Genomic DNA, 22870 nt, shown 5'->3' with positions numbered 1-22870 from the left:
ATGATCAATGTCCCTTTTGTCCGGTCAATTATGGCTAAAACTGTCCGCGGCCCGGGAGGGCTCTCACCGTGACGTGCGAAGGGGGCGGGATGGTCGAGTTCCAGGACGTGGTGGTTGCCGGGGGTCGGTTGGCGGGGGTGGCTCATCGGACTCCCGTGCTGCGGTCTCGGTTGGTGGACGAGGTCGTGGGGGCCGAGGTGTTCTTCAAGGCTGAGAACTTCCAGCGGATGGGGGCTTTCAAGTTCCGGGGAGCGTTCAACGCCGTCGCGTCGCTCCCCGAGGAGCAGCGGCGGCGGGGCGTGGTGACGTTCTCCTCGGGGAACCACGCGCAGGCGATCGCGTTGTCCTGCCAGTTGCTCGGGGTGCCGGCGACGATCGTGATGCCGCACGACGCACCGGCCTCCAAGGTGGCCGCGACCAGCGGTTACGGCGGGAAGATCGTGCGCTACGACCGCTACGCCGAGGACCGCGAGGCGATCGGGACCGCGCTCGCCGACGAGCAGGGCCTCGCGCTGATCCCGCCCTACGACCACCCGGACGTGATCGCCGGGCAGGGCACCGCCGCGAAGGAGCTCTTCGAGGAGGTCGGTGAGCTCGACGCGCTGTTCGTGCCGCTCGGCGGCGGTGGCCTGCTGTCCGGAACAGCCCTGGCCGCCAGGGCCCTGTCGCCGGGGTGCCGGGTGTTCGGGGTCGAGCCGGAGGCCGGTGACGACGGTCGCCGGTCGCTGCGCAGCGGCGAGATCGTGCACATCGACACGCCCCGGACGATCGCCGACGGGGCGCAGACCCAGCACCTGGGCGAGCACACCTTCGCGATCATCCGGAACGCCGTGGACGACATCCGGACCGCGACCGACGCCCAGCTCGTCGAGTCGATGCGGCTGTTCGCGACCTACCTCAAGATCGTCGTCGAGCCCACCGGCTGCCTCGGGCTCGCCGCCGCCCGCAACGCCGCCGCCGAGATCGAGGGCGAGCGGGTGGGTGTCATCATCAGCGGAGGCAACGTCGACCTGGAGCGATATGCGACTCTGCTGGGTAGCACAGGATCAGTCACCTGACTTAAGCTGGGCGTCATGAATGCGACCTCCCGGGCCAGTGCCACGAAGGAGCGCATCCTCGACGTCGCCGAGCGGCTCTTCGCCGAGCAGGGCGTCTTCGCCGTGTCCAACAGGCAGATCAGCGAAGCCGCAGGTCAGGGCAACAACGCCGCCGTCGGCTACCACTTCGGGACCAAGGCCGACCTGCTGCGCGCCATCGTGCGCAGGCACGCCGAGCCTATCGAGGCGCGCCGGGAGCAGCTGGTCGCCGAGTGCGGTGACTCCCGCGACGTCCGCGACTGGCTGGTCTGCCTGGTCCGGCCCTCGGTCGAGCACCACGCCTCGCTGAGCGACTCCACGATGGCGCGCTTCAGCGCCCAGCTGATGAGCGACCCGTCGCTGCGCGAGCTCGTCGTCGCCGAGACCATGTCCGGCCCGACGCTGATGCGGGTCATGGACGGCCTCAACAACTGCCTTCCCGACCTGCCGCTGCGCGCCAAGATCGTGCGAAACGACATGACCCGCCACGTGCTGGTGCACATGATGGCCGAGCAGGAACGCGCCCTCGCCGACGGAACAGCCCGTCTGACCTGGGAAGAAACCGCGCAGAACGTGATCGACGCGCTCACCGGCCTGTGGCTGGCGCCCGTCACCGAGTGAACAGGGGAACGACGACGTGAGCGCAGTGCTGGTCGTGGGAGCCGCGGCAGCCGGGTTGACCACGGCGGACGCCTTGCGGCGCAAGGGTTTCGACGGCGCGGTGACGGTGCTCGGCGCCGAGCCGCACCTGCCCTACGACCGGCCGCCGCTGTCCAAGCAGGTGCTGGCCGGGCAGTGGGAGGTCGAGCGGACCGGCCTCCGCAGCGCCGAGGCGCTGGAGAAGCTGGACGCGGAGTTCCTGCTCGGCGACCCGGCCGTCGCGCTCGACGCCGCCGAGCGCACCGTGCGCACGGCTTCCGGCCGGGAGCTGCGAGCCGAGTCGATCGTGGTGGCCACCGGTGTCCGGCCGCGCCGGCTGCCCGGTCACGACGGGCTCGCCGGGGTGCACGTGCTGCGCACCCTCGACGACAGCGTCGCGCTGCGCGCCGACCTGCTCAACGCCGGGCGGCTCGTCGTGGTCGGGGAGGGCGTGCTCGGCAGCGAGATCGCCGCGACCGCGCGCGGCATGGGGCTCGACGTGACGCTGACCGGCCCGCTCGCCTCCCCGATGGCGGCCCAGCTCGGACCGGGAGCCGGTGCGGCGCTGGGAGAACTGCACGCCGACCAGGGCGTTCGGCTCCGGCTGGGCGCTGCGGTGGACGGTCTGGTCGCCGACGGCGACCGCGTCGGCGGGGTCCGGCTCGCCTCCGGCGAGGTGCTGCCCGCCGACGTCGTGGTGGTCGCGATCGGCGCCGACCCGGCGACGGACTGGCTGGAGGGCAGCGGCCTGAAGGTCGAGCGCGGACTGGTCTGCGACTCCCGCTGCCGCGCCGCCGAGGGCATCTACGCGGTCGGCGACGTGGCGCGCTGGGAGCACCCGGAGTTCGGCGTGATCCGGCTGGAGAACCGGACCAACGCGAGCGAGCAGGCGATGACCGTCGCGGACAACGTCCTCGGCGGCGACCGCGCCTACAGCCCGATCCCGTACTTCTGGACCGACCAGTTCGACGCGAAGATCCACGTCCACGGCGTGCTCTCGCCTGACGACGAGGTCACCGTGGTCGAAGGCGACCGCGCCGAGCGGCGTTTCGTGGAGCTGCACCACCGCGACGGCCGGCCGGTCGGCGTGCTGGGCTGGAACATGCCCAAGCAGACCCGCCAGCACCGCAAGGCCCTGGTGGAGGCCCTCACCTCGTGATCGGGTGAGGGTGATCAGCGGGCCGCGACCAGCTCGGCCTCCTCGTCCTCCTGCTCCATCTCGACCCGGACCGCGGCGATCTGGCGGCGGCCCCAGCGCTCCGAGAAGCCGTAGCGGTGGCCGAGCTGGGCACCGGTGATCGGCTCGCCGATCTCCAGCGAGAGCCGGTAGTCGCGGCGGGCGAAGGTCCGCTTGTCCTCGTCGCTCAGCGGGTCGGCCGGGACCGGCGGCAGCGTGAGCGTCTGCTCGGACGGGCTCGGCCGGTGCTCGTCGACGTCCTGGGATTCGGCCGCGAACTCCGCGTGCTCCGGCGGGTTCTCGGCGACCGGGGTTTCGGGATCGCTCGTTTCCGTTGCAGGAGAAGGGGTTTCGTCCGGCTGCTTCGGGAGTTCCTGGGTGGGCCGGTGCGGCGGGGTCTCGCGCGCGGGCTCGGGCTTCGGTGCCGCCGCGACCACCGGCTCGGGCGCGGGCTCGGGTTTCGGGTCGGGCGCCGGTTTCGGGTCGGGCGCGGGCGTGATCGCGGCGCGGTGCTCGTCCTGCACGCTGAGCCCGGCGATCTCCGAGACCGGGATGTCGGTGACCTGGCGGCGGAAGGCGCCCGAGGTGCCGTCGCGGTCGACGAGCCAGCGGAGCACGAGCAGGCCCGGGCGAAGCCGCAGTCGGCGCTTGCCGTGGCGCTCCTCGAAGTCCGCGCGCAGCTCGGCGAGCACCACGTCGAAGACCGCGACGGCCGCGACCGGCAGTCCGGCGGCGACGATGCGGGCTTCCGGGGTGAGCTGGTGGATCCAGTTGATCCACGACGAGATCGCGGTGAAGATCCACATCAGCAGCCGTCCGCGCACGGCGCTGCGCCCGTAGATCGACGCGCGGTAGGTGATGAGCGTGGCGCCGAAGGCGGCGCCGTCGAAGGTCGCCGGGATCAGCCACGCGGTCCAGTAGCTGAAACCGACCATCTGGTCCTGGCCGTAGGCGTGCAGGCCGACGAAGCTGGCGCCCCAACCCATGAGCGCGGCGAGGGCGACGAAGCCCAGCGCGGCGCGGGACAGCCAGAGCCCGTGGCCGGATCTCGTACTCGGTTGCTCGCTCAACGTCGGTCCAATGCAGCCGGGTCATCGCGGGACCCGCTGATCCTAGACAAACACCACCCGATCAGGTGACAGCCAGAGCGGGGTGGACTTGCCTTGATCTTGTCGACTTCTCGCCAATCGCGCGAAGCGCCCAGCTCAGAGCGACCCCGGCAGGCACGCCGGGACAGGAGTGATCCTCAACGCTCCGCCAGGTGGAACGGAACCGTGAGCCAAGGGCTCTCGCTCTCCGCGAGCAGCGCCCGGTGGGCTTCGAGGACGTCGGTGTAGGTGGGGCCGAACGCCTCGTCGTCGAAGTGCAGGCAGCGGCCCAGGACGTAGCCGACCGAGAACTCCTCCCACGACGAGTAGCGCGACCGCGTCTCCCGGCCGACCAGGTCCAGCGCCTCGTACATCTCGGCCTGCGTCGCGTAGCGCGCGCCGCGGCCCCAGCGGGCCATCGTCGAGGCTCGCCCCAGGTCCCAGGCCGCGACCGTGCGCACGTGACCGTCCGGCGGCAGCAGCTCGTCGGCGCGGAACCGGGCCTCGTACCGGACGATCTTGCCGACCAGCCCGCACAGGAACTCGGCGTAGGAATCGACTTCCGGACTGCCTCCCCGCTCGGCGGAAGCGCCGGGGACGTTCGCGGCGATGTTGTTGCGGATCGTGGTGTCCACGCACTCCCGCCAGCGCTGCGGGTCGACCTGCGGGCCCTCGGTGGAGATCAGGAAGGTGCGCCCGCCCAGCACGAAATCCCAGTCGGAGGTGCTGACGTCGCAGTTGATCAGCCGGTTCTGCAGGGTGATCCAGTCCTGCCGGACCTTCACGCCCCAGCCCTCGGCCAGCCGCTCCACCTCGCCGCTGTAGCCCAGGCCGTGCCAGTCGAGGTTGTTCCACGCGTCGCCGTTGAGGTAGCAGAGGTGGGCGCCGCAGGCCAGACCGTGCAGCAGCTCCGTCGGCTCGGCGCCCCGGCTCATCCGGGTGACCAGCCGGTTGCCGCTCAAACCCGGTGCGCCGTAGCGCTCGTGGGCCTCCTGCCAGCGCGCCCGCTCGTCGTCGGTGACCTCCAGGTACAGCTCGCACGGGGTGTTCGCGTTGACCGCCAGCACCTCGACCTCGTCCGGCACGATCTCCGCCAGCGTGCGCACCGAGGAGAACTCGTAGACCAGGTACGGATGCGGCCGCGGCAGCATGTCCTGGGTGTAGACGAACGTCGCGACCCGTCCGTCGCCCAGCGTCGAGGTCACCATCTGCCGCTTCGCGGGGTTGCGGTGCGCGTGCACCAGCGCCACCGGGTGGTAGGCGCCGACCGCGGCCAGCACGCACAGGTACGACCACGGGTCCTCGTCGACGACGGCGGCGCGGAGCTCCCTCTCGACGGCGGTCGGCGGAACGAACGGTTGATCCCTGGGGATGAACGGGACGACCTCGTCGTGGTCGTCGACCTCACCCACGGTGTAGTACGGGCCAGAAGCCCCGCCGAGCGGAGGAGTCACACCGAGGAACCTACCGAGGACGCAGCGGACGAAGCCGTCGTCTGCGACAACTTGCCACCGGCCGTCGTCAGATCACGTCCGGGTGGTCACAGGGTCGCGAGGGCCTGGTCGAAGTCGGCGATGAGGTCCTCCGGGCTCTCCACGCCGACGCTGATGCGGACCAGGTCGTCGGTGACGCCGAGCGCGAGCCGGTCGTGCTCGCTCATGCCCGCGTGCGAGGTCGCGGCCGGGCGGGTGATCAGCGACTCGACCCCGCCGAGGCTCGGCGCGTCGAACGGCAGCCGCAGCGCGTCGATGAGCTTCTGCGCGGCGGCGACCCCGCCGACCGGGCGGATGCTGAGCATCCCGCCGAAGCCGTCGAGCAGCGCCGCCGCCCGCTCGTGGTCCGGGTGCGACGTCAGGCCGGGGTGGTTGACCTGGGCGATCTCGGTCCGTCCGGCCAGGAACTCGGCCAGCCGCAGCGCGTTCTCGTTCTGCGCGCGCACCCGCAGCGCCAGCGTCTTCAGGCCCCGGGCCAGCAGGAACCCGGCGTGCGGGTCGAGGCTGCCGCCGAAGTGGTTGGAGGTCGTCCGCGCCCGCTCGACGTGCTCGGCCCGTCCGACGATCGCCCCGGCCACGATGTCCGAGTGCCCGTTGAGGTACTTCGTCGCGCTGTGCAGCACCAGGTCGAAACCCGCCGCCACCGGCCGGAAGTTCACCGGTGTGGCGAAGGTGTTGTCGATCAGGCTGACCAGCCCGTTGGCGCGCGCGAACTCGGCGACCTCGGGCAGCATTCCCACCCTGACCAGCGGGTTCGTGATGGTCTCGACGAGCACCGCCTTGGTCCGCGGGGTGCGCGCGGCCTCCCAGGTGTCCGGGCGGTGCGGGTCGATGAAGGTGACGTCCCAGCCGAAGTCGGCGGCGTGGTGGGTGAGGAAGTCGTGCGTGCCGCCGTAGAGGCAGTCGCCGACCAGCAGGTGGTCGCCGCTGCGCAGGACGCTGTGCAGCGCGGTCGAGATCGCCGCCATCCCGGAGGCGGTGGCGAGCCCGGCCTCGGCGCCCTCCAGCGCCGCGAGCTTGTCGTGCAGGTAGGACTGCGACGGCGTCGAGTTGAGCCGGATGTAGCGGAGGTCGTGGTAGTCGGTCCCGCTCGGCACCGAGTACACCGTGCCCTGGTAGATCGGGTACACCACCGATCCCTCGGGTCCCGGTCGGCGCTCGCCGCCGTGCACCGCGCGGGTCTCGATCCGGTCGTAGTCCATGTTTCGGGCCCTCCCTGCGCTCGACCTGCTCGTCAGCCTAGGAACGCGGCGACGCGCCGGGAAGACGATCGGTTTTGACCTGATCGGGTGACTATCGGTCGGGTGGTAAGGCGTTCCGGGCCGCTAACCGGAAACTCCTTCATTCCCATGCACCCTCCGTGCCGCCTCCCCGGACCGTGCGGGACCGGCCCCGGATCGTGCACCGGAAATCACGACCACAGTGGACGCTCGGTGTCCGGTGTGATTCCTGTGGTGGATTGGCGAACCGATCCAGTTGACGGCGAAGAGCACAAGTCGGGAAACCGCTCGGCGAATGCGGAAATGCACGCCGCGACGAACTCGGCTCCAATCTTGTGCGGGCAGCCCCGACGCCGGAAACGAATAGACCGGCGTATGCCACCGGAATTCACCGAGCCGCGGCGTGAAAAGCGCCGGGGCGCCAGGAGTGAAGCACAATGGCATTGCGAGAAAGACCCGTCATCAATGAGGTCCTCGGAATCCTGCTCAGCGCCGGACTCTGCGCCGGAGGAATCGCCGCCGCTGCGGTGGCTGTGCAGGATGCCCACCCCGAGCGGAATATCCCAGCAGTACGACCGGTCGCGCACCCCGCCGCGATCCCCCCGATCGACTCCGGACCACCAGCCCCCCGGCCCGCGCCGTGGGTCGCGCCGACGCGCGGCGTGATCAGCAGCGGTTTCGAGATGCGGTGGGGCGAGATGCACAAGGGCGTCGACATCGCCAACGACGTCGGCACACCCATCCGCGCGGCCTCGGCCGGCACCGTCATCGATTCCGGTCCGGCCAGCGGGTACGGGCTGTGGGTCCGAATCGCGCACCCGAACGACACGGTTTCCACCTACGGCCACATCGATTCGGCCTACGTGGAAGTCGGCCGAAAGGTCCACTCGGGTGATCTCATCGCCGCGATGGGCAATCGCGGTCAATCCACCGGGCCGCACCTGCACTTCCAGATCGAGATCAAGGGGCAGGCGGTCGATCCCGTTTCCTTCTACGGCGATTCGCGGATGCTGACCGACTGGCCCGACCACTAGGAGGAGCGCGCGCTTTCTCGCGCCGCTCGCGAAAGATCCAGCGCACCGGCGCCGCCGGAACGCCGTTCTGCCCACCCGGTGGAGCGGAGTTCCGGCGGCGCTGCCACAGTGTCGGAACCCGGAACCCGGAACCGCGCAGCGCTCCCCGGCATCGCGCCACTCACTGTTATCACTGCCGGGTATTGCGGGGTTCGCGGCGTTCGAGCCCAGCGATGATCACTCGGCGCAGCCGGTAGTGGACCTTTAGGCCTAGTCGAGAGTCACCCTCCTGGCCGATTGTCGTGGAACTCCGGGAGACACTTCGATCGCACTAACGCGCTGGAAGGACATGTGATGGAGCGAGTGAGTACGGCCGGGATCGTCGGCGGTGGGGTGCTCGCCGAGGATCACCGGCAGGGGGACGGCCTCCAGCAGGGGGACTGGGAGCGCCGCATCGCGCAGCGCTCCGAGGAGCTCTACCGGGAGCGCATCGTGCAGCGGCTGCTGCTCGCGTGGGCCGTCCCGGGGAACCTGCTGCTGGCGGCGGTGGGGGTGACGCTGCTGGCGTTATCGGCCTCGGTGGTGCCCGCGGCGGTGACGTTCTTCGTCGCCGCGACCTCGGCGGGCGTGGCGGCGGTGTACGTGTACCGCCAGCACTTTAGGGTTCGCGCGGTGGACACCGACCTGCGCGCACTCGAAGGTGCGCACCGCGAACAACTGCTGGACGAACTGGGGACCGGCGACCTGCTCGACGCGCACAAGCGCTACCGGGCGCAGCTGCCGGAGCTCATCGAGCGCTACCGCCACGAGGCGCGCGGCGACCGCTGGAAGGACAGCGCGCTGCAGACCGTGGTGATCGGCGGCTCGATCATCGCCGCCACCGCGACGGCGACCGCGGCCTCCGTCCCGGACATCCGCTGGGTCGCCATCGTGCTGAGCCTGCTGGTGGCCGTGGCCGCGGCGTACGCGGGCTACGCCAAGCACCGCGACCGCAGCGCCTCCTGGCAGGAGACGGCCGACGCCCTGGAGCGCGAGTACGAGGCCGTGGAACTGCGCGTCGGCCGCTACCGCCGCTTCGGTTCCGAGCGCGAGGCCTACGCCGAATTCGCCGAAGCGGTCGAGGCGTTGCGCGCCGAACGCGCCCGCCGGTTGCCGTCGGCAGTCAATGACGGGCTCATGCAGTAATCAAGTCCGGTGGGCCTTCCCTCGATAGTGAAGAAAGTTCCGCGATTTTTGATCACGCGTTGTTGATATTTCCTTCTTAAGTGATCGCTGAATAGTGGCAGGTGTTTCTTCCGTAACCTCCGCCGGGCGCACAGGACTCGGCCTGTGCAGAGAGGAGCATTGCGATGAAGCGCACCTTTACCGCGGCGGCCGCCGTACTGGTCGGTGGCGCCGGCGCCGTCAGCTTCGCGGCCACGGCCACAGCTGCCGAGAGCCCGCAGCTGCCGGCATCGCTGCCCACCGACAACGGCGTGGCCAACACCGCGTTCCACGCCGCCGGAACCCTCGCATCGGCCCAGAAGACCGTCGGTGACGTGGTTCCGCTCGACCAGCAGCTCACCGGCCGCTCCGGTGACCCGGTCAGCCAGGTCGTCAGCGGCACCCCCGCCGGCACCCTGCTCAAGCCGGTCGTCGACGCGGTCCAGGACGCCAGCACCGGGCACACCCACAGCCTCGACCCGGCGTCCGCGCTCGACGAGGTCCCGCTGCCGACCGGTTCCACCCTGCCCGCGGGCAAGAGCGGCCTGCCCGGGCTCGACGCCCTCGGCCCGGTCACCGACGTCACGGGTGGTCTGCCGGTCGCCGACTCGCTGCCCGTCGGCAAGAGCGGTCTGCCGGGCGGTGACGTCCTCAAGCCGGTCACCGACCTGGTCGGCGGCGGCCTGCCGGTCGGCAAGAGCGGTCTGCCGGGCGCCGACATCCTCAAGCCGGTCACCGACCTCATCGGCGGCGGCCTGCCCGTGGCCGGTGCGCTGCCCGTCGGCAAGAGCGGTGCGACGGACGCCCTGCCCACCGGCGCCCTGCCCACCACCCTCACCGGCACCCTGGACCAGGTGACCCAGAGCGCCCCGCAGACCAAGCCCGGTCAGCAGGCCACCCCGGTTCCCACCAACATCGTGGGCGACACCGTGAGCAACGTGCTGGAGAACAACACCGAGGTCGGCGGCAGCGCGCTGCCCACCGGCAAGGCCGGCGACCCGGTCGGCGGTCTCGCGGGCGGACTTCCCGTCGTCAGCGACGTCCAGGGCATCACCGGCAAGGCCGGTTCGCCGCTGGACAAGGTCAACGACGTCGTCTCGCACGGCCCGCTCGGCAGCGCCACCCAGCTCGGCAACTGACATCCCCGAACCCGCCAACCCGTTCTCGGTCCCGGCGCATCCCCTTCCCCGCCGGACGATTCGGGTGATCGGCCCCCGTCACGACGACATCCAGACCTCGCCCAGCCCCTCCCGGCGAGTCTGAGACCGCTGAGGGCGGTGCGCGTTTCCCGTCGCGCACCGCCCTTTTCGCGTCCTCACCCCTCACCCACGTCAAGAACCGCAACATTCATCGCGCGAAAACCGGGGTTTTCGAACGGGTCAGAGGTCGACGGTGCCGGTGGAGCCGTGGAGGGTGATGGTGCGGCCGTCGGGGATGGCGGTGGTGGCGTGCGGAACGCCCACGACGGCGGGGATCCCGTTCTCGCGGGCGACCGTGGCGCCGTGGGAGTTGGGGCCGCCCATCTCCATCACCAGGCCGGAGGCCGTGAGGAACAGCGGGGTCCAGCCCGGGTCGGTGGAGGGGGCGACGAGGATCTCGCCCGGTTGGAGGCGGGCGTGGGCCGGGTCGTGGATCACCCGGGCCGTGCCGGTGACCGTGCCCGGTGAGGCCGACGTGCCGCGCAGGGTGTTCTCCGAGTTCTGCTGGGGGAGAAGGGTTTCCGGTTCCGTTCCGTCGGAGAGCAGGAGCCTCGGCAGGTGCTTGCGGCGGAGTTCGCGGGCATGGGTCTCGCGGCGGGTCGCGATGAGGTCGTGGTGGTCCGCCCCGTCGATGACGTCCGAGAGCTCCTCGTAGTTCAGAAAGAACACGTCGTCCGGATCGGAAATCCAACCGGATTCGGCGAGTTCCGCACCGATACCTCGGATGTGCCTGCGGGCGTGTGCGATTCCGAGGACAGCGCAGTACTTCGGCAGCTCGCGCATCCCGATGAGGTTCCGGACCCGGTTCAGCAGCCAGGCCGTGAAGCGGGCGCGCGGGCGGTTCTGCTGCCGGGCGACGATCTCGGCGGCCATCACCTCCGCCTCGTCGGCCGCCGCGCGGAAGCGCTGCACCGCGTCGTGCCCGGCCGAGCCGGTGCGGGCGTAGTTCTCCACCAGCGCCAGGACCTTCTCGGGGTGCTCGGACCAGCGCGCGACGCCCGCGTCGATCTCGGCGGCGGTGCGATGCCCGTGCCGCGCCAGGAACTCGTCGAGCCCGCGCAGGACCTCGGACGGCAGGTCCCGGTCCCGGTAGCGGGCGGCGAGGTCGTCGACGTCCGGGCCGAGGCGTTGCGCGATCGCCCACAGCTCCAGGTCCATCTCGGTGGTCACGTTGTGCGGGACGCCGGACAGCACCACCTGGACCTCCGCCTCGCTCGCCCCGGTGAGCTTCGGCAGCAGGCGGCTCAGCAGCAGGATCGGCATCATCCTCGGCGCCACCCACGCCATGACCGGCGCGGTGGTCCGCCGCAGCGCGTGCCGGGCGGCGTCGAGCCGCTCCCGGGCGGTGACCGGTCGCGCGGCGGCGAGATCGGCGCGCAGCTCATCGACCCGGCGGAACGCCTCCTCGCGGGCGCGGGCGGGATCGCGCAGCACACCGGCCACCAGCAGCGGGATCCGGTTGCGCGCCAGGACCCCGGCGAGCCCGCGCAGCACGCGCCACGGCACGCCGGGACGCAGCGGCAGCCGGGGATCGTCCATCATGGACTCGTAGACCCGCCCGGTGCGCGCCTCGGCCGCTGCCAGCAGACGCGGCAGCACCGCCCGGCCGATGCGGTTGCCGGTCGTGCCGGTGATGTCCAGGAACACCCACCCGTCGACCTCCCGCAGCGGCGCCGGTCGCGAGTCGGGCGACGGGATCCCGAGCTCCCGCAGCACCCCGGCGGCCAGCAGGCCCAGCGTCGCCGCGCCCATCGGCGTCAGCGGCCGGTACACGCCCTGCGCGACGTTGACCGACAGGTACATCCGCAGCCCGCGCTCGCTCTCGGCGGGCAGCGGGAACAGCGTCGTGATCGGCCGCGACTGGGTCAGCCACAGGCCGTCGGCGCCGATCGCCCACTCCACGTCCTGCGGCGTCCCGAAGTGCCGCGCCACCCGCCGGCCGACCTCGGCGAGCTCGCGGGCCTGCGCCTCGCCGATCGAGGCGGTCTCCGAGTCCTGCGCGACGGTCTCCACCCCGCCGCCCGGGACGGCCCGGACGCTGGTCGGCTTGTCGCCTGGCTGCGCGCTCACCCGGTCCCCGCGCACCACGAAGTGGTCCGGGGTGACGGCACCGGAGACCACCGACTCGCCGAGCCCGGTGCTGGCGTCGATGACGCACTCCGCCCGATCCCCGGTGACCGGGTTCGCGGTGAACAGGACTCCGGCGGCGTGCGCGTCGACCATCCGCTGGACCACGACCGCGATCCGCACGGCGGCGTGCTCGACGCCGTTGGCCTCCCGGTAGGCGACCGCGCGGTCGGACCACAGCGACGCCCAGCAGCGGCGGACCGCGTCGAGCAGCGCCTCGGTGCCGACGACGTTGAGATAGGTGTCCTGCTGACCGGCGAAGCTCGCGTGCGGCAGGTCCTCGGCCGTCGCCGACGAGCGCACCGCCACCGGGCCCGCCCCTAGCTCGTCGCGGGCGCCGGTGATCGCGCCGACCAGATCCGGCGGCAGTTCGGCGCTCGTGATCCGGTCGCGGATGAGGGCGGCCGAGCCCGGCAGGTCGCCGATCAGGTCGTCGACCGGGCAGACCGCCGCGCAGGTCTCGGTGGTGAGCACGAAGCCCGGCGGCACCCGGAACCCGGCGCCGATCAGCTCACCGAGGTTGGCGGCCTTCCCGCCGACCAGCTCGCCCATTCCCGCGTCGACCTTCTCCAGCCCCAGAACCCGGCCGATCGGCAGAACCGGGTCGCTCCGCAGCGCCGACACGACGACCACCTCCTCGTGCGTCGCCTCGACGGTAACTCCGCACCGGCCCTCGGCTCAACAGGCGTTGAATTTGGGGCCATCAGGGTGATCTCCGGGCGCGAGGTCGTCATGATCTTCGGCTCGGGGCATCCCTACATCGCGGAGGAAGGAGAGCGATGGCGTGGTTGATGCTGGCCGCGGCGGCGGGAGTCGTGGCCGTGGGGATGGCGCGGTGGCTCCGGCGGCACCTGGTGCGGCGGAGATCGGTGGCGCGGGCGAAGGTCGAGCTGGGCTGGTTCTACCAACCTCGCGAGCAGCGCCCGTACGTCCGAGGCTGTGGAAAACACGCGTCCGAGGAGCCGATGGTGGTGCTCCGCCGGGCCGACGGCTCACCCCTGGGGAGAGTGCCCCGACCTGGGAAGATGCGGTACCGGTGAGCGTTCGTCCACAAGGTTGTCCCCAGTTGTCCACAGGGCTGGGGGAATCCATCCACAACTGTGGAGAACTCGGCTGTGCAGAACTTCAGAGCGCCCCCTCGGGGCACGAAAAGACCCTCCGCGCGTCTGCGAGGAGGGTCTTCCGATGTGGCCCGGAGGGAGCGTCAGTGGCCCGCTTCCTTGGCGCGCTCGTACGACTTCTTGATCTCGGCCTGCGCCTCGGCACGGCCGACCCACGTGGCGCCCTCCACGCTCTTGCCCGGCTCCAGGTCCTTGTACACCTCGAAGAAGTGCTGGATCTCCAGCCTGTAGAACTCGGAGAGGTGGTGGATGTCCTGCAGGTGCTCCTGGCGGGGGTCGTCCGAAGGAACGCAGATGACCTTGTCGTCGCCGCCCTTCTCGTCGCGCATGCGGAACATGCCGATGGCGCGCGACTTGATCAGGCAACCCGGGAAGGTCGGCTCCTGGACCAGCACCAGCGCGTCCAACGGGTCGCCGTCCTCACCCAGGGTGTCGTCGACGAACCCGTAGTCGGCCGGGTACTGCGTGGCGGTGAACAACGTCCGGTCGAGACGGATACGACCCGTCTCGTGGTCCACCTCGTACTTGTTCCGGTTCCCCTTGGGGATCTCGATCGTGACGTCGAAGTCCACGCGGTTCCTCACTCGTCTTGCGTCGGATGCAACCGCACGCTCGCGCGCGCGACCACGTCTAGTGTGGACCACGCTCGGGCCCCGGGCCCCACCGCAGTGCGAGAGCTCGCAATCTGGCAGTCTGACCTCCAGTCGAGGAGGAGCACGTGCCCGAACCCCAGAACACCCGGGGTGAGGTGTCCGAAACCGACGTCCGAGCGGCCTCACCGGACCAGGGGAACCGGTCGCGCACCGCTGCGCCGTCCCCGGATCGAGCTGCTGAGACGTCGGAGAACACCCCGCCCGCAAGCGACCCGGCGAAGCCTTCGGTGAACCCCGCGGAACCCCCGGCGAGCTCTGCCGCCGACGAGACCGGTGACGCCGGACCGGAATCGGGTCAGACCGCTCCGAGCGCCTCGGATTCTGGGACCAAGACCACATCCGCCGAGACCCCCACGGCGACCGTTCGCGTCGCCGGGAGCCTGTTCGACGGCGCCTCCGGGAACGACGGGGCTCCGAGGAACGACGGGGCCCCGGGCAGCGACGGCGAATCCGGGAGCGATGGCGAGTCCGGCGATGGGGTGTCGAGCACGGTGAAGCTCGCCAGGTCCGCGGTGCGGAGCGCCACGGCCCAGACGCAGAAGCTCACCGAGCCCTCCTCGGACGACTCGACCTCGGATGGCTCGGCCGAGAGCGCCGAAGCGAAGCCGGAGCCGGAAACCGCAGATCAGGAAGGTCCTCAGCAGGAGTCTGGCGAGGAGGACACCACCCCGGAGGAACCGGCCGAGGACGCGAACGCAGCAGAGCCCGCCACTACCGAGACCGACTCCACCTCCGACGAGACCGGCTCCGCTGATTCCGACGCGGGCGACGAGGACGAGCAGCCCGCCGAAGACTCCTCCGAAGACAAGTCCGAGTCGGACGAGCCGAAGGCGCCCAACTCGAAGGACGGGGACTCGAAGGACGCGACGGACGCGGATTCGACGGACTCGAAGGACGCGGACGAGGACACCTCGACAGAGCCCGAGGCCGCCTTCCCCGACAAGGACGAAGACGCCCCCGCACCCGAGACCGAGAAGCCTGAGAGCGAGAAGCCCGAGTCCCCGGACTCCGAGGACGGCTCGGAGCAGCCCGCGACCGAACAGGGCACCGACACCGAGGACCAGGAGGACTCCCCGGAGCAGGAGTCTTCTGGTGACGGCGAAGTTTTCATGAAAACTTCCCCCACCCCCACCACGGATCAGAAGTCACCCGATCAGGACGAGTCCTCGGTTCCGGAGGAATCTTCTGACCGGGAGTCCCCGGGGATGGAGTCTTCTGACCAGGAGGATCCTTCTGATCAGGGGGGATCTGCCGAGGAGGAGGAGTCCTCCGATCGAGGGTCCTCGGGTGGGGAAGTTCTCATGAAAACTTCCCCGGTCCTCGCAACCGAGTCCGAGACGGATTCCGAGTCTGAGGCGTCGTCCGAGTCGGAGGCGGACGAGGACGAGACGCCCGCTGCCGGGACGCCGGTGGAACCGGAGTGGCCCGCTGAGCAGACGCAGGTGATGCGGCTCGTCGTCGACGACGAGCCGAAGACCGCGAGCGACTCCGAGCCCGAGGTTCAGGCCGAATCCGAGACCGGGTCCGGCGCGGGGGAGCCCGAGGAGGAGGCCGCTGAGCGGACCCAGCGGATCTCGCGGGCGGACCTCGACGCCGCGCTGGCGAAGCCTGACGGGAAGAAGAAGCCGGACGGGAAGAAGGAGGAGCCGCCGGAGTCGGCTGCCGAGCAGACGACCCGGATCGACCTCAAGCAGCTGCGCGAGTCCGCGCCCTCGGAGGCACCCGCCGAGCGCACCCAGTGGATCGACCGGATCGACTTCGACGAGCCGCGCACCGCCTCGGCGTCCGACTTCGCCGGGCTGTCGGTGCCGCAGGCCGACCCAACGGTCGGCCTCGCGCCGCCGAACCCGCAGGCACCGCTCGCGCAGGGGCACCAGGCCCCGCAGGCCTACGCGAGTCCGGAGGACTTCGCGGGGCTGTCCGCGCCGCACCAGCCGGAGGACACGACCGACCCGGTCGCCTCGCGGGCCGTGCCGCAGCACATCCCGTTCCAGCCGGAGAGGGCGAAGACCGGACGCAGGGGCCGCGGGCCGCTGATCGGCCTCGCGATCGGCCTGGTCGTGCTGCTGGGCGCGGCCGCGGCGTTCGGTCCGTCGTTGCTGAGCAAGACCCAGATCGCCGACCCGCCCGCGCCGGTCCGCCTCGACCCGAAGATCACCCCGCTGGGCCAGAACGCGCCGACGCCCGCGCAGTCGGGGATCAGCGCCGCGCTGGCCGGTCCGGCCGCGAACCCGGCGCTGGGCACGCTCGGCGGCATCGTCATGGACGCCCGAACCGGCAACGTGCTCTGGCAGCAGAACCCGGGCCAGCCGCTGATGCCGGCCTCGACGGGCAAGCTGCTGGCGATGAGCGCCGCGCTGCTCACCCTCGACCACGACGCGCGGCTGACGACGAAGGTGGTGCGCGGCAGTCAGCCGGGCACTGTGGTGCTGGTCGGCGGCGGTGACCCGACGCTGTCGGCGCTGTCCGGCGATCGGGAGTCGGTGTACCGGGGCGCGGCGAAGCTCGACGACCTGGTCGCGCAGGTCAAGGCCGCCTCCGGCGGTTCGGTGAGCACCGTCCTGGTCGACACCAGCCGCTACCGGGGTCCGTCGGCGGCGCCGGGCTGGCTGCCGGAGGACGTGGCGGCCGGGTTCTACGCGCCGATGGAACCGGTGATGCTCGACGGCGGCCGGGCCGACCCGACGGTGGACTACAGCCCGCGCACCCAGACGCCCGCGCTGCAGGCCGGTCAGGAGCTCGCGAAGCGGCTCGGCGCCGCGAGCGCAGCGCCCGGCAACGCCCCGGCGAACGCGCAGGTCCTGGGCCAGGTGCAGTCGGCCCCGGTGTCGGAGCTGGTGGAGAACGTGCTGCAGCACTCCGACAACGTGCTGGCCGAGGCGCTGACCCGCGAGGTCGCCATCGCCACCGGGAAGGAGCCGTCGTTCGCGGGCGGCACCCAGGCGGTCCGCGAGGTGCTGCAGCGCAACGGCCTCGACGTCAGCGGCACCGCGATGGCCGACGGCAGCGGGTTGTCGCTGGACGACCGGATCACGCCGCAGCTGCTCGGGCAGCTGCTGCACAAGGCGACCGCCCCGCCCGGGCCGGACGGCGTGCTGCCGGAGTCCTCCGCGAAGCTGCGGGACCTCCTGCCTGGCATGCCCGTCGCGGGCGGCAGCGGCAGCCTCGCCGACCGGTACCAGGACAGCCCCGGCCAGGGCTGGGTGCGCGCCAAGACGGGCACGCTCGACGGCGCCAACAGCCTCGCCGGTTCGGTCGTCACCCAGGACGGCAGGCTGCTGGTGTTCGCGATGATGTCCAACGGCACCAGCTCCTCGCAGGCGCGCCCGGCACTGGACCAGCTCGCCGACGCCCTCCGCGGCTGCGGATGCCGTTAGGGGGCGTGCGGCGGAGCGGCGTTCTCCACACCCGAGCGAGCTGCTCCGCCACCCGCACCGCCGCGCACGGTGAGTCCCGTTGGTTCCTAACACCTGGTCACAGCACGAAAGCCTGATGTCCGGGGCGCGTTCCGGCGGGTACGGTCGGTGAGGTGAACGCCACTTCCGCCGTCGAGGCGCCCCGGACGCTGGACTGGAACGTCGCCGTGGGCACCGCGGTGCGGTTGATGAAGCCGGGACCCGAGGTGCCCAAGGCCGAGGCCGCGCGGGCCGTGCGCTCGCTGCGCCGGTTCAGCGCCGAGGCCGAGTCGCACGTGCGCGAGCGGACCGGTCTGGGCCTGGACCTGCCGATCGCCGAGGGCGACGTGGTGGACCGGCCCGACTGGGTGCGCGGTGCCGCCTTCGGCCTGTCCGAGATGACCAGCGCCGCCCTGGCCACCGTGGATTCGCAGGCGCTGCGCGGCGGTGACCTGCTGGGGGAGGTCAGCGCGCGCAGCGCCGGGGTGCAGGCCGGTGTCGTTCTGGCCTACCTGGGCGGCAAGGTGCTGGGCCAGTTCGACCCCTACGGCGAGTCCGGGGTGGAGGGCCAGCGCGGGCGGTTGCTGCTGGTCGCGCCGAACATCGTGGCCGCGCAGCAGTCGCTGGGCGTGCCTGCCGACGACTTCCTGATGTGGGTCTGCCTGCACGAGTCGACGCACCGGTTGCAGTTCAACGCCGTGCCGTGGCTGCGGGAGCACTTCGCCGCCGGCCTCGGGGAGCTGCTGACGCAGATGGAGGGCGGTACCGGCGAGCTGCTGACCCGGTTGCCGAACGTGATCCGCGAGGCCCGCACGGCCCGCCGCGCCGACTCCAGCCCGGGCGTGGTCGGGCTCCTGGAGCTGCTGCAGTCGCCGGAGCAGCGGGCCGCGCTGGACCGGATCATCGCCATCTCCACGCTGCTGGAGGGCCACGCCGATCACGTGATGGACGCGGTCGGCCCGCAGGTCGTGCCCAGCGTCGGCACGATCCGCCGCCGCTTCACCGAGCGCCGCGCGGGCGGCGGCGTTCTGGACCGCATCCTGCGCAGCCTGCTGGGGGTGGACGCCAAGATCCGCCAGTACGCGCAGGGCGCGGCCTTCACCGACCACGTCGTCGACCGGGTCGGCATGTCCGGCTTCAACGCCGTCTGGGCGCATCCGGACAACCTCCCGACCAGGTCGGAGATCACCGACCCGGACGCCTGGATCCGCCGGGTCCACGGCTGACCGCAGCGGCCGGGACGAGCGGGTTCCCGGCGGGCGGGGACAATCGGGGGATGCCTCCCGAGCCCGCCGTGAGCGAGACCCGAACCGCCGTGCGGCGGCTGCTGGAGTCCCCCGAGGCGGCGCCGTTCCGGGGATCACCGCTGGTCGTGGCCTGCTCCGGCGGCGCGGACTCGCTGGCGCTCGCGGCCGCCGCCGCGCACGTCGCCCGGCGCCTCGGGGTCCCCGCCCAGGCGATCGTGGTCGATCACGGCCTGCAGGTGGGCTCCGGCGCGATCGCGGAACGCGCCGTCGAGCAGCTGGCCCGGATCGGGATGTCCGCGCAGGTCGTGGAGGTCGCCGTCGACGGGATGGGCGGTCTGGAGGCCGCCGCCCGCAAGGCCCGCTACACGGCGCTGCGGGCCGAGCGCCCGAGCGGCGCCCCGGTGCTGCTCGGCCACACCCTCGACGACCAGGCGGAGACGGTGCTGCTGGGGCTGGGCCGAGGCTCGGGCTCGCGCTCGATCGCCGGGATGCGCCCGCTGGACCCGCCGTGGGCCCGCCCGTTCCTGGGCGTCCGGCGCGCCACCACCGAAGCCGCCTGCCGCGCCCAGGGCCTCGAACCCTGGCAGGACCCGCACAACGCCGACCCCCGGTTCACGCGTGTGCGGTTGCGCACAGAGGTGCTGCCGCTGCTGGAGGAGGTGCTGCAGGGCGGCGTCGCCGAAGCGCTGGCCCGCACCGCTCGCCAGCTGCGGGAGGACTCCGACGCGCTGGAGGAGGTCGCGGCCGCCGAGCTGTCCCGCGTCCGCGCCGATCACGGCCTCGACTGCGCCGAGCTCCGGCTGCTGCCGGCGGCCGTGCGGCGGCGGGTGCTGCGGGAGTGGCTCACCGCCGAAGGCGTGCCCGAAATGACCGATTCCCACCTGCGCTCGGCCGATGCGCTCATCGCCGACTGGCGCGGGCAGGGCGGCCCTGCGCTGCCGGGCGACTTTGTGCTGCGCCGGGCGCATGGCAGGCTGCGGGTGGAGACGGCGGACCGCAAGCCGCCGAATGGCTGACGGTGCACCGGCACGAACGTCGGGGCGGGTCTCCGGCTTGGGGAATTGTTGATCCGACAAGAGGGGAAGCCGAGCCGTGTACGACGGCGATATCGCTTCTGTGCTCATCACCGAGCAGCAGATCAAGGACAAGGTCGCGGAGCTGGCCAAGCAGGTCGACGAGGACTACCGGCAGGGCGGTGATCTGCTGCTGGTCGGAGTGCTCAAGGGCGCGGTCATGTTCATGACCGACTTCGCCAGGGCGCTCCCGCAGCCCGCGCAGCTGGAGTTCATGGCGGTCAGCTCGTACGGCTCGTCGACCTCGTCGTCCGGTGTGGTGCGGATCCTCAAGGACCTCGACCGCGACATCGCGGGCAAGCACGTGGTGATCGTCGAGGACATCATCGACTCGGGCCTGACGCTGTCGTGGCTGCTCAAGAACCTCAACGCGCGCAACCCCGCCTCGCTGGAGGTCTGCACGCTGCTGCGCAAGCCGGACGCGGTGCAGGTGGACGTGCCGGTGCGCTACGTCGGATTCGACATCCCGAACGAGTTCGTCGTCGGCTACGGTCTCGACTACGCAGAGCGCTATCGTGATCTGCCCTACATCGGCACTCTCGATCCGAAGGTGTACACCTCGGGCGTGTGATGCTCGGTGCAGGATCGTCCCGCCCACGTGAGGCGGGGCGGTCCTAGTAATCTGGGCGCCCTGTGCTGGGCGCGGCATGGTCGTGCGCGCGCATCGGCCGGTACGCTGGTCTGAAGGGGTTGACGGCGGGTGTCCGCATCAGGGGTCGTCACCCGAAGTAACAGTCAGGGAGGGTCGAGGCCGCCCGTCGGCCGCAAGTGAATGGACCGAAAGCGCCTGCTCCGCAACCCGCTGCTGTGGATCCTGACAGCGTTCCTGTTGGTCTACGCCTTCAGCGTGCTCTTCGACGAGACTCGCGCCTACCGCGAAGTCTCCACCTCGCAAGCCCTGGAACAGATCGCCCAGGGCAAGGTCAAGGAAGCGACCATCGAGGACAAGGAGCAGCGGGTCCGGCTGACCCTCAACGACGGCCAGAACTTCCAGGGCAGCAATCAGCTGATCGCGAACTACCCGGCCGGCTCCACCGAGCAGGTCGTCGGCGAGATCCGCAACGCTCACGTGCCGACCTGGAACACCAAGGTCACCCAGGACTCGTTCTGGGTGCAGATGCTGTTCTACCTCGTGCCCATCGGCCTGCTCGTGCTGCTGCTGATGTGGATGATGAACAACGTCCAGGGCGGCGGGAACCGCGTCCTGAACTTCGGCAAGTCCAAGGCCAAGCAGCTCACCAAGGACATGCCCAAGACGCTCTTCGGCGACGTCGCCGGCGCCGATGAGGCCGTCGAGGAGCTGCACGAGATCAAGGACTTCCTGCAGAACCCGGGCCGCTACCAGGCCCTGGGCGCGAAGATCCCCAAGGGCGTGCTGCTCTACGGCCCGCCCGGTACCGGTAAGACGCTGCTGGCCCGCGCGGTCGCCGGCGAGGCCGGGGTGCCGTTCTACTCGATCTCCGGTTCGGACTTCGTCGAGATGTTCGTCGGTGTCGGTGCCTCCCGCGTCCGCGACCTGTTCGAGCAGGCCAAGCAGAACGCGCCCTGCATCATCTTCGTCGACGAGATCGACGCGGTCGGCCGCCAGCGCGGCGCCGGTCTCGGCGGTGGTCACGACGAGCGCGAGCAGACGCTGAACCAGCTGCTCGTCGAGATGGACGGCTTCGACTCGCGCGGCGGCATCATCCTGATCGCCGCCACCAACCGCCCGGACATCCTGGACCCGGCGCTGCTGCGCCCCGGCCGCTTCGACCGCCAGATCCCGGTCTCGGCACCGGACCTGCGGGGCCGCAAGGCGATCCTGGGCGTGCACTCCAAGGGCAAGCCGCTCGCGCAGGACGTCGACATGGACGGCCTGGCCAAGCGCACGGTCGGCTTCTCCGGCGCGGACCTGGAGAACGTGGTCAACGAGGCCGCGCTGCTCACCGCCCGCGAGAACGGCCAGCTGATCAACGCCTCCGCGATGGAGGAGGCGGTGGACCGCGTCGTCGGCGGCCCGCGCCGCAAGAGCAAGATCATCTCGGAGCGGGACAAGAAGATCACCGCCTACCACGAGGGCGGACACGCCCTGGCCGCGTGGGCGATGCCCGACCTGGAGCCGGTCTACAAGCTCACGATCCTGCCGCGCGGCCGCACCGGTGGTCACGCGCTCGTCGTCCCCGAGGACGACAAGGACATGATGACCCGCTCGGAGATGATCGGTCGCCTGGTGTTCGCGCTGGGTGGCCGCTCCGCCGAGGAGCTCGTGTTCCACGAGCCGACCACCGGCGCCTCCAGCGACATCGAGCAGGCCACCAAGATCGCTCGCGCGATGGTCACCGAGTACGGCATGACCGCTCGCCTCGGCGCCGTCAAGTACGGCAAGGAGGAGGGCGACCCGTTCCTGGGCCGCACCGCCGGTCAGCAGCCGAACTACTCGCTGGAGGTCGCGCACGAGATCGACGAGGAGGTGCGCCGACTCATCGAGGCCGCGCACACCGAGGCGTGGGAGGTGCTCAACACCTACCGCGACGTCCTCGACGACCTCGTGCTGGAGCTCATCGATAAGGAGACGCTCAACCGCAAGGACCTGGAGCGGATCTTCTCGCGGGTGGAGAAGCGGCCGCGGATCACCGCGTTCAACGACTTCGGCGGGCGCACCCCGTCGGAGAAGCCGCCGATCAAGACCCCGGGTGAGCTGGCCAAGGAGCGCGGCGAGCCGTGGCCCCCGGTCGTGGAGGAGCCGACCCCGGCGCCGTCCGCCCAGGCCACCGGTGCCGAGCAGAACGGCACCCCGGTTCAGGAGCAGACCCCGGCCCAGGAGCAGACCCCGGCGGGCGCCGGGGCGAACCAGGGCACGGTGCAGATCCAGCAGCCGCAGTCCGGTCAGCAGGTTCCCTCCGCGGTGCCGCCGAACTACGGTGCTCCTCCTGGATGGACCCCGGCGACCAACCCGTCCGGTTCGAACTACAACTGGACGCCTTCCTGGGAGCGCGGTCAGCAGTCCTCGGAGCAGGGCGAACCGCAATCCGACCGGCCGGAGGGCCAGGATTCGGCCAGGGAGAACGGCAGCGGCAACAACGGCCGCTGATACTGGCGGGCGCAGCGCCCGCCGGGCGCTGCGAAGCCAGTGGAGGACAGCAACTGTGACCAATGCGGTCGACGAG

General features: G+C 71.2%; 17 protein-coding genes. 12 read left to right on the top strand and 5 right to left on the bottom strand.

What is annotated here, in order from left to right:
* The first annotated feature begins 89 nt into the window (after positions 1 to 89).
* The 3 genes from QFW96_RS19230 to QFW96_RS19220 are packed head-to-tail and all read left to right on the top strand — an operon-like array spanning position 90 to position 2874.
* Entirely contained in the window at positions 90 to 1058 is a 969-nt protein-coding gene (locus QFW96_RS19230) for a threo-3-hydroxy-L-aspartate ammonia-lyase (protein WP_281457075.1), read from the top strand.
* Between the two features lie 15 nt (positions 1059 to 1073).
* On the top strand, positions 1074 to 1697 hold the full coding sequence (locus QFW96_RS19225) for a TetR/AcrR family transcriptional regulator (RefSeq protein ID WP_281457074.1): 624 nt from the start codon (positions 1074 to 1076) through the stop codon (positions 1695 to 1697).
* Between the two features lie 16 nt (positions 1698 to 1713).
* Complete coding sequence (locus QFW96_RS19220; protein WP_281457073.1) at positions 1714 to 2874, top strand: NAD(P)/FAD-dependent oxidoreductase; 1161 nt, start codon at positions 1714 to 1716, stop codon at positions 2872 to 2874.
* A gap of 14 nt (positions 2875 to 2888) precedes the next feature.
* On the opposite strand, the gene QFW96_RS19215 is transcribed toward QFW96_RS19220, so the two are convergent.
* From QFW96_RS19215 to QFW96_RS19205, 3 genes are all read right to left on the bottom strand, one after another.
* Positions 2889 to 3962, bottom strand: coding sequence for a DUF2637 domain-containing protein (locus QFW96_RS19215; RefSeq protein ID WP_281457072.1), 1074 nt, complete (start codon positions 3960 to 3962; stop codon positions 2889 to 2891).
* 176 nt (positions 3963 to 4138) lie between these two features.
* Positions 4139 to 5434, bottom strand: a complete 1296-nt coding sequence (locus tag QFW96_RS19210; protein WP_281457071.1) for a DUF1266 domain-containing protein — start codon at positions 5432 to 5434, stop codon at positions 4139 to 4141.
* 86 nt (positions 5435 to 5520) lie between these two features.
* On the bottom strand, positions 5521 to 6675 hold the full coding sequence (locus tag QFW96_RS19205; RefSeq protein ID WP_281457070.1) for a trans-sulfuration enzyme family protein: 1155 nt from the start codon (positions 6673 to 6675) through the stop codon (positions 5521 to 5523).
* Between the two features lie 545 nt (positions 6676 to 7220).
* On the opposite strand from QFW96_RS19205, the gene QFW96_RS19200 reads away from it, so the two are divergent.
* The 3 genes from QFW96_RS19200 (at position 7221) to QFW96_RS19190 (ending at position 10048) form a co-directional block, all read left to right on the top strand.
* Positions 7221 to 7727: a M23 family metallopeptidase gene (locus QFW96_RS19200; RefSeq protein WP_281457069.1), complete on the top strand. Its 507-nt coding sequence runs from the start codon at positions 7221 to 7223 to the stop codon at positions 7725 to 7727.
* A 333-nt stretch (positions 7728 to 8060) separates the two neighbouring features.
* A complete protein-coding gene (locus QFW96_RS19195; protein ID WP_281457068.1) occupies positions 8061 to 8891 on the top strand; it encodes a DUF4231 domain-containing protein in 831 nt (276 codons plus the stop codon).
* 164 nt (positions 8892 to 9055) lie between these two features.
* Entirely contained in the window at positions 9056 to 10048 is a 993-nt protein-coding gene (locus QFW96_RS19190; protein ID WP_281457067.1) for a hypothetical protein, read from the top strand.
* Between the two features lie 240 nt (positions 10049 to 10288).
* Here QFW96_RS19190 and QFW96_RS19185 read toward each other — a convergent pair whose 3' ends face one another.
* Positions 10289 to 12859, bottom strand: coding sequence for a PEP/pyruvate-binding domain-containing protein (locus tag QFW96_RS19185; protein ID WP_281457066.1), 2571 nt, complete (start codon positions 12857 to 12859; stop codon positions 10289 to 10291).
* Between the two features lie 155 nt (positions 12860 to 13014).
* On the opposite strand from QFW96_RS19185, the gene QFW96_RS19180 reads away from it, so the two are divergent.
* On the top strand, positions 13015 to 13275 hold the full coding sequence (locus QFW96_RS19180) for a hypothetical protein (protein ID WP_281457065.1): 261 nt from the start codon (positions 13015 to 13017) through the stop codon (positions 13273 to 13275).
* 164 nt (positions 13276 to 13439) lie between these two features.
* Here QFW96_RS19180 and QFW96_RS19175 read toward each other — a convergent pair whose 3' ends face one another.
* On the bottom strand, positions 13440 to 13928 hold the full coding sequence (locus tag QFW96_RS19175) for an inorganic diphosphatase (protein WP_132674525.1): 489 nt from the start codon (positions 13926 to 13928) through the stop codon (positions 13440 to 13442).
* Positions 13929 to 14074: 146 nt separating this feature from the next.
* Between QFW96_RS19175 and dacB the strand changes: the two genes are divergently transcribed.
* From dacB to ftsH, 5 genes are all read left to right on the top strand, one after another.
* Positions 14075 to 17386, top strand: a complete 3312-nt coding sequence (gene dacB, locus QFW96_RS19170) for a D-alanyl-D-alanine carboxypeptidase/D-alanyl-D-alanine endopeptidase (protein ID WP_281457064.1) — start codon at positions 14075 to 14077, stop codon at positions 17384 to 17386.
* A 152-nt stretch (positions 17387 to 17538) separates the two neighbouring features.
* Entirely contained in the window at positions 17539 to 18630 is a 1092-nt protein-coding gene (locus QFW96_RS19165) for a zinc-dependent metalloprotease (RefSeq protein ID WP_281457063.1), read from the top strand.
* Between the two features lie 50 nt (positions 18631 to 18680).
* Positions 18681 to 19667 carry a tRNA lysidine(34) synthetase TilS gene (gene tilS / locus QFW96_RS19160; protein ID WP_281457062.1) on the top strand — a complete coding sequence of 329 codons (987 nt, stop codon included), beginning with the start codon at positions 18681 to 18683 and terminating at the stop codon, positions 19665 to 19667.
* Between the two features lie 76 nt (positions 19668 to 19743).
* Positions 19744 to 20295: a hypoxanthine phosphoribosyltransferase gene (gene hpt / locus QFW96_RS19155; RefSeq protein WP_281457061.1), complete on the top strand. Its 552-nt coding sequence runs from the start codon at positions 19744 to 19746 to the stop codon at positions 20293 to 20295.
* 201 nt (positions 20296 to 20496) lie between these two features.
* A complete protein-coding gene (gene ftsH / locus QFW96_RS19150; protein ID WP_281457060.1) occupies positions 20497 to 22794 on the top strand; it encodes an ATP-dependent zinc metalloprotease FtsH in 2298 nt (765 codons plus the stop codon).
* The last annotated feature ends 76 nt before the right edge of the window (positions 22795 to 22870 follow it).

Origin of the sequence: Saccharopolyspora ipomoeae, from assembly GCF_029952525.1 — a bacterium.
GTDB classification, from domain to species: Bacteria; Actinomycetota; Actinomycetes; order Mycobacteriales; family Pseudonocardiaceae; genus Saccharopolyspora; species Saccharopolyspora ipomoeae.
Note: the sequence above shows the minus strand (reverse complement) of the source record. Positions and strands in the feature narration are given on the sequence as shown.

Coding starts and splice junctions, on each gene's coding strand:
- QFW96_RS19230 (WP_281457075.1), top strand. CDS start 90: ATGGTCGAGTTCCAGGACGTGGTGGTTGCCGGGGGTCGGTTGGCGGGG.
- QFW96_RS19225 (WP_281457074.1), top strand. CDS start 1,074: ATGAATGCGACCTCCCGGGCCAGTGCCACGAAGGAGCGCATCCTCGAC.
- QFW96_RS19205 (WP_281457070.1), bottom strand. CDS start 6,675: ATGGACTACGACCGGATCGAGACCCGCGCGGTGCACGGCGGCGAGCGC.
- QFW96_RS19195 (WP_281457068.1), top strand. CDS start 8,061: ATGGAGCGAGTGAGTACGGCCGGGATCGTCGGCGGTGGGGTGCTCGCC.
- QFW96_RS19190 (WP_281457067.1), top strand. CDS start 9,056: ATGAAGCGCACCTTTACCGCGGCGGCCGCCGTACTGGTCGGTGGCGCC.
- QFW96_RS19180 (WP_281457065.1), top strand. CDS start 13,015: ATGGCGTGGTTGATGCTGGCCGCGGCGGCGGGAGTCGTGGCCGTGGGG.
- tilS (WP_281457062.1), top strand. CDS start 18,681: ATGCCTCCCGAGCCCGCCGTGAGCGAGACCCGAACCGCCGTGCGGCGG.
- ftsH (WP_281457060.1), top strand. CDS start 20,497: ATGGACCGAAAGCGCCTGCTCCGCAACCCGCTGCTGTGGATCCTGACA.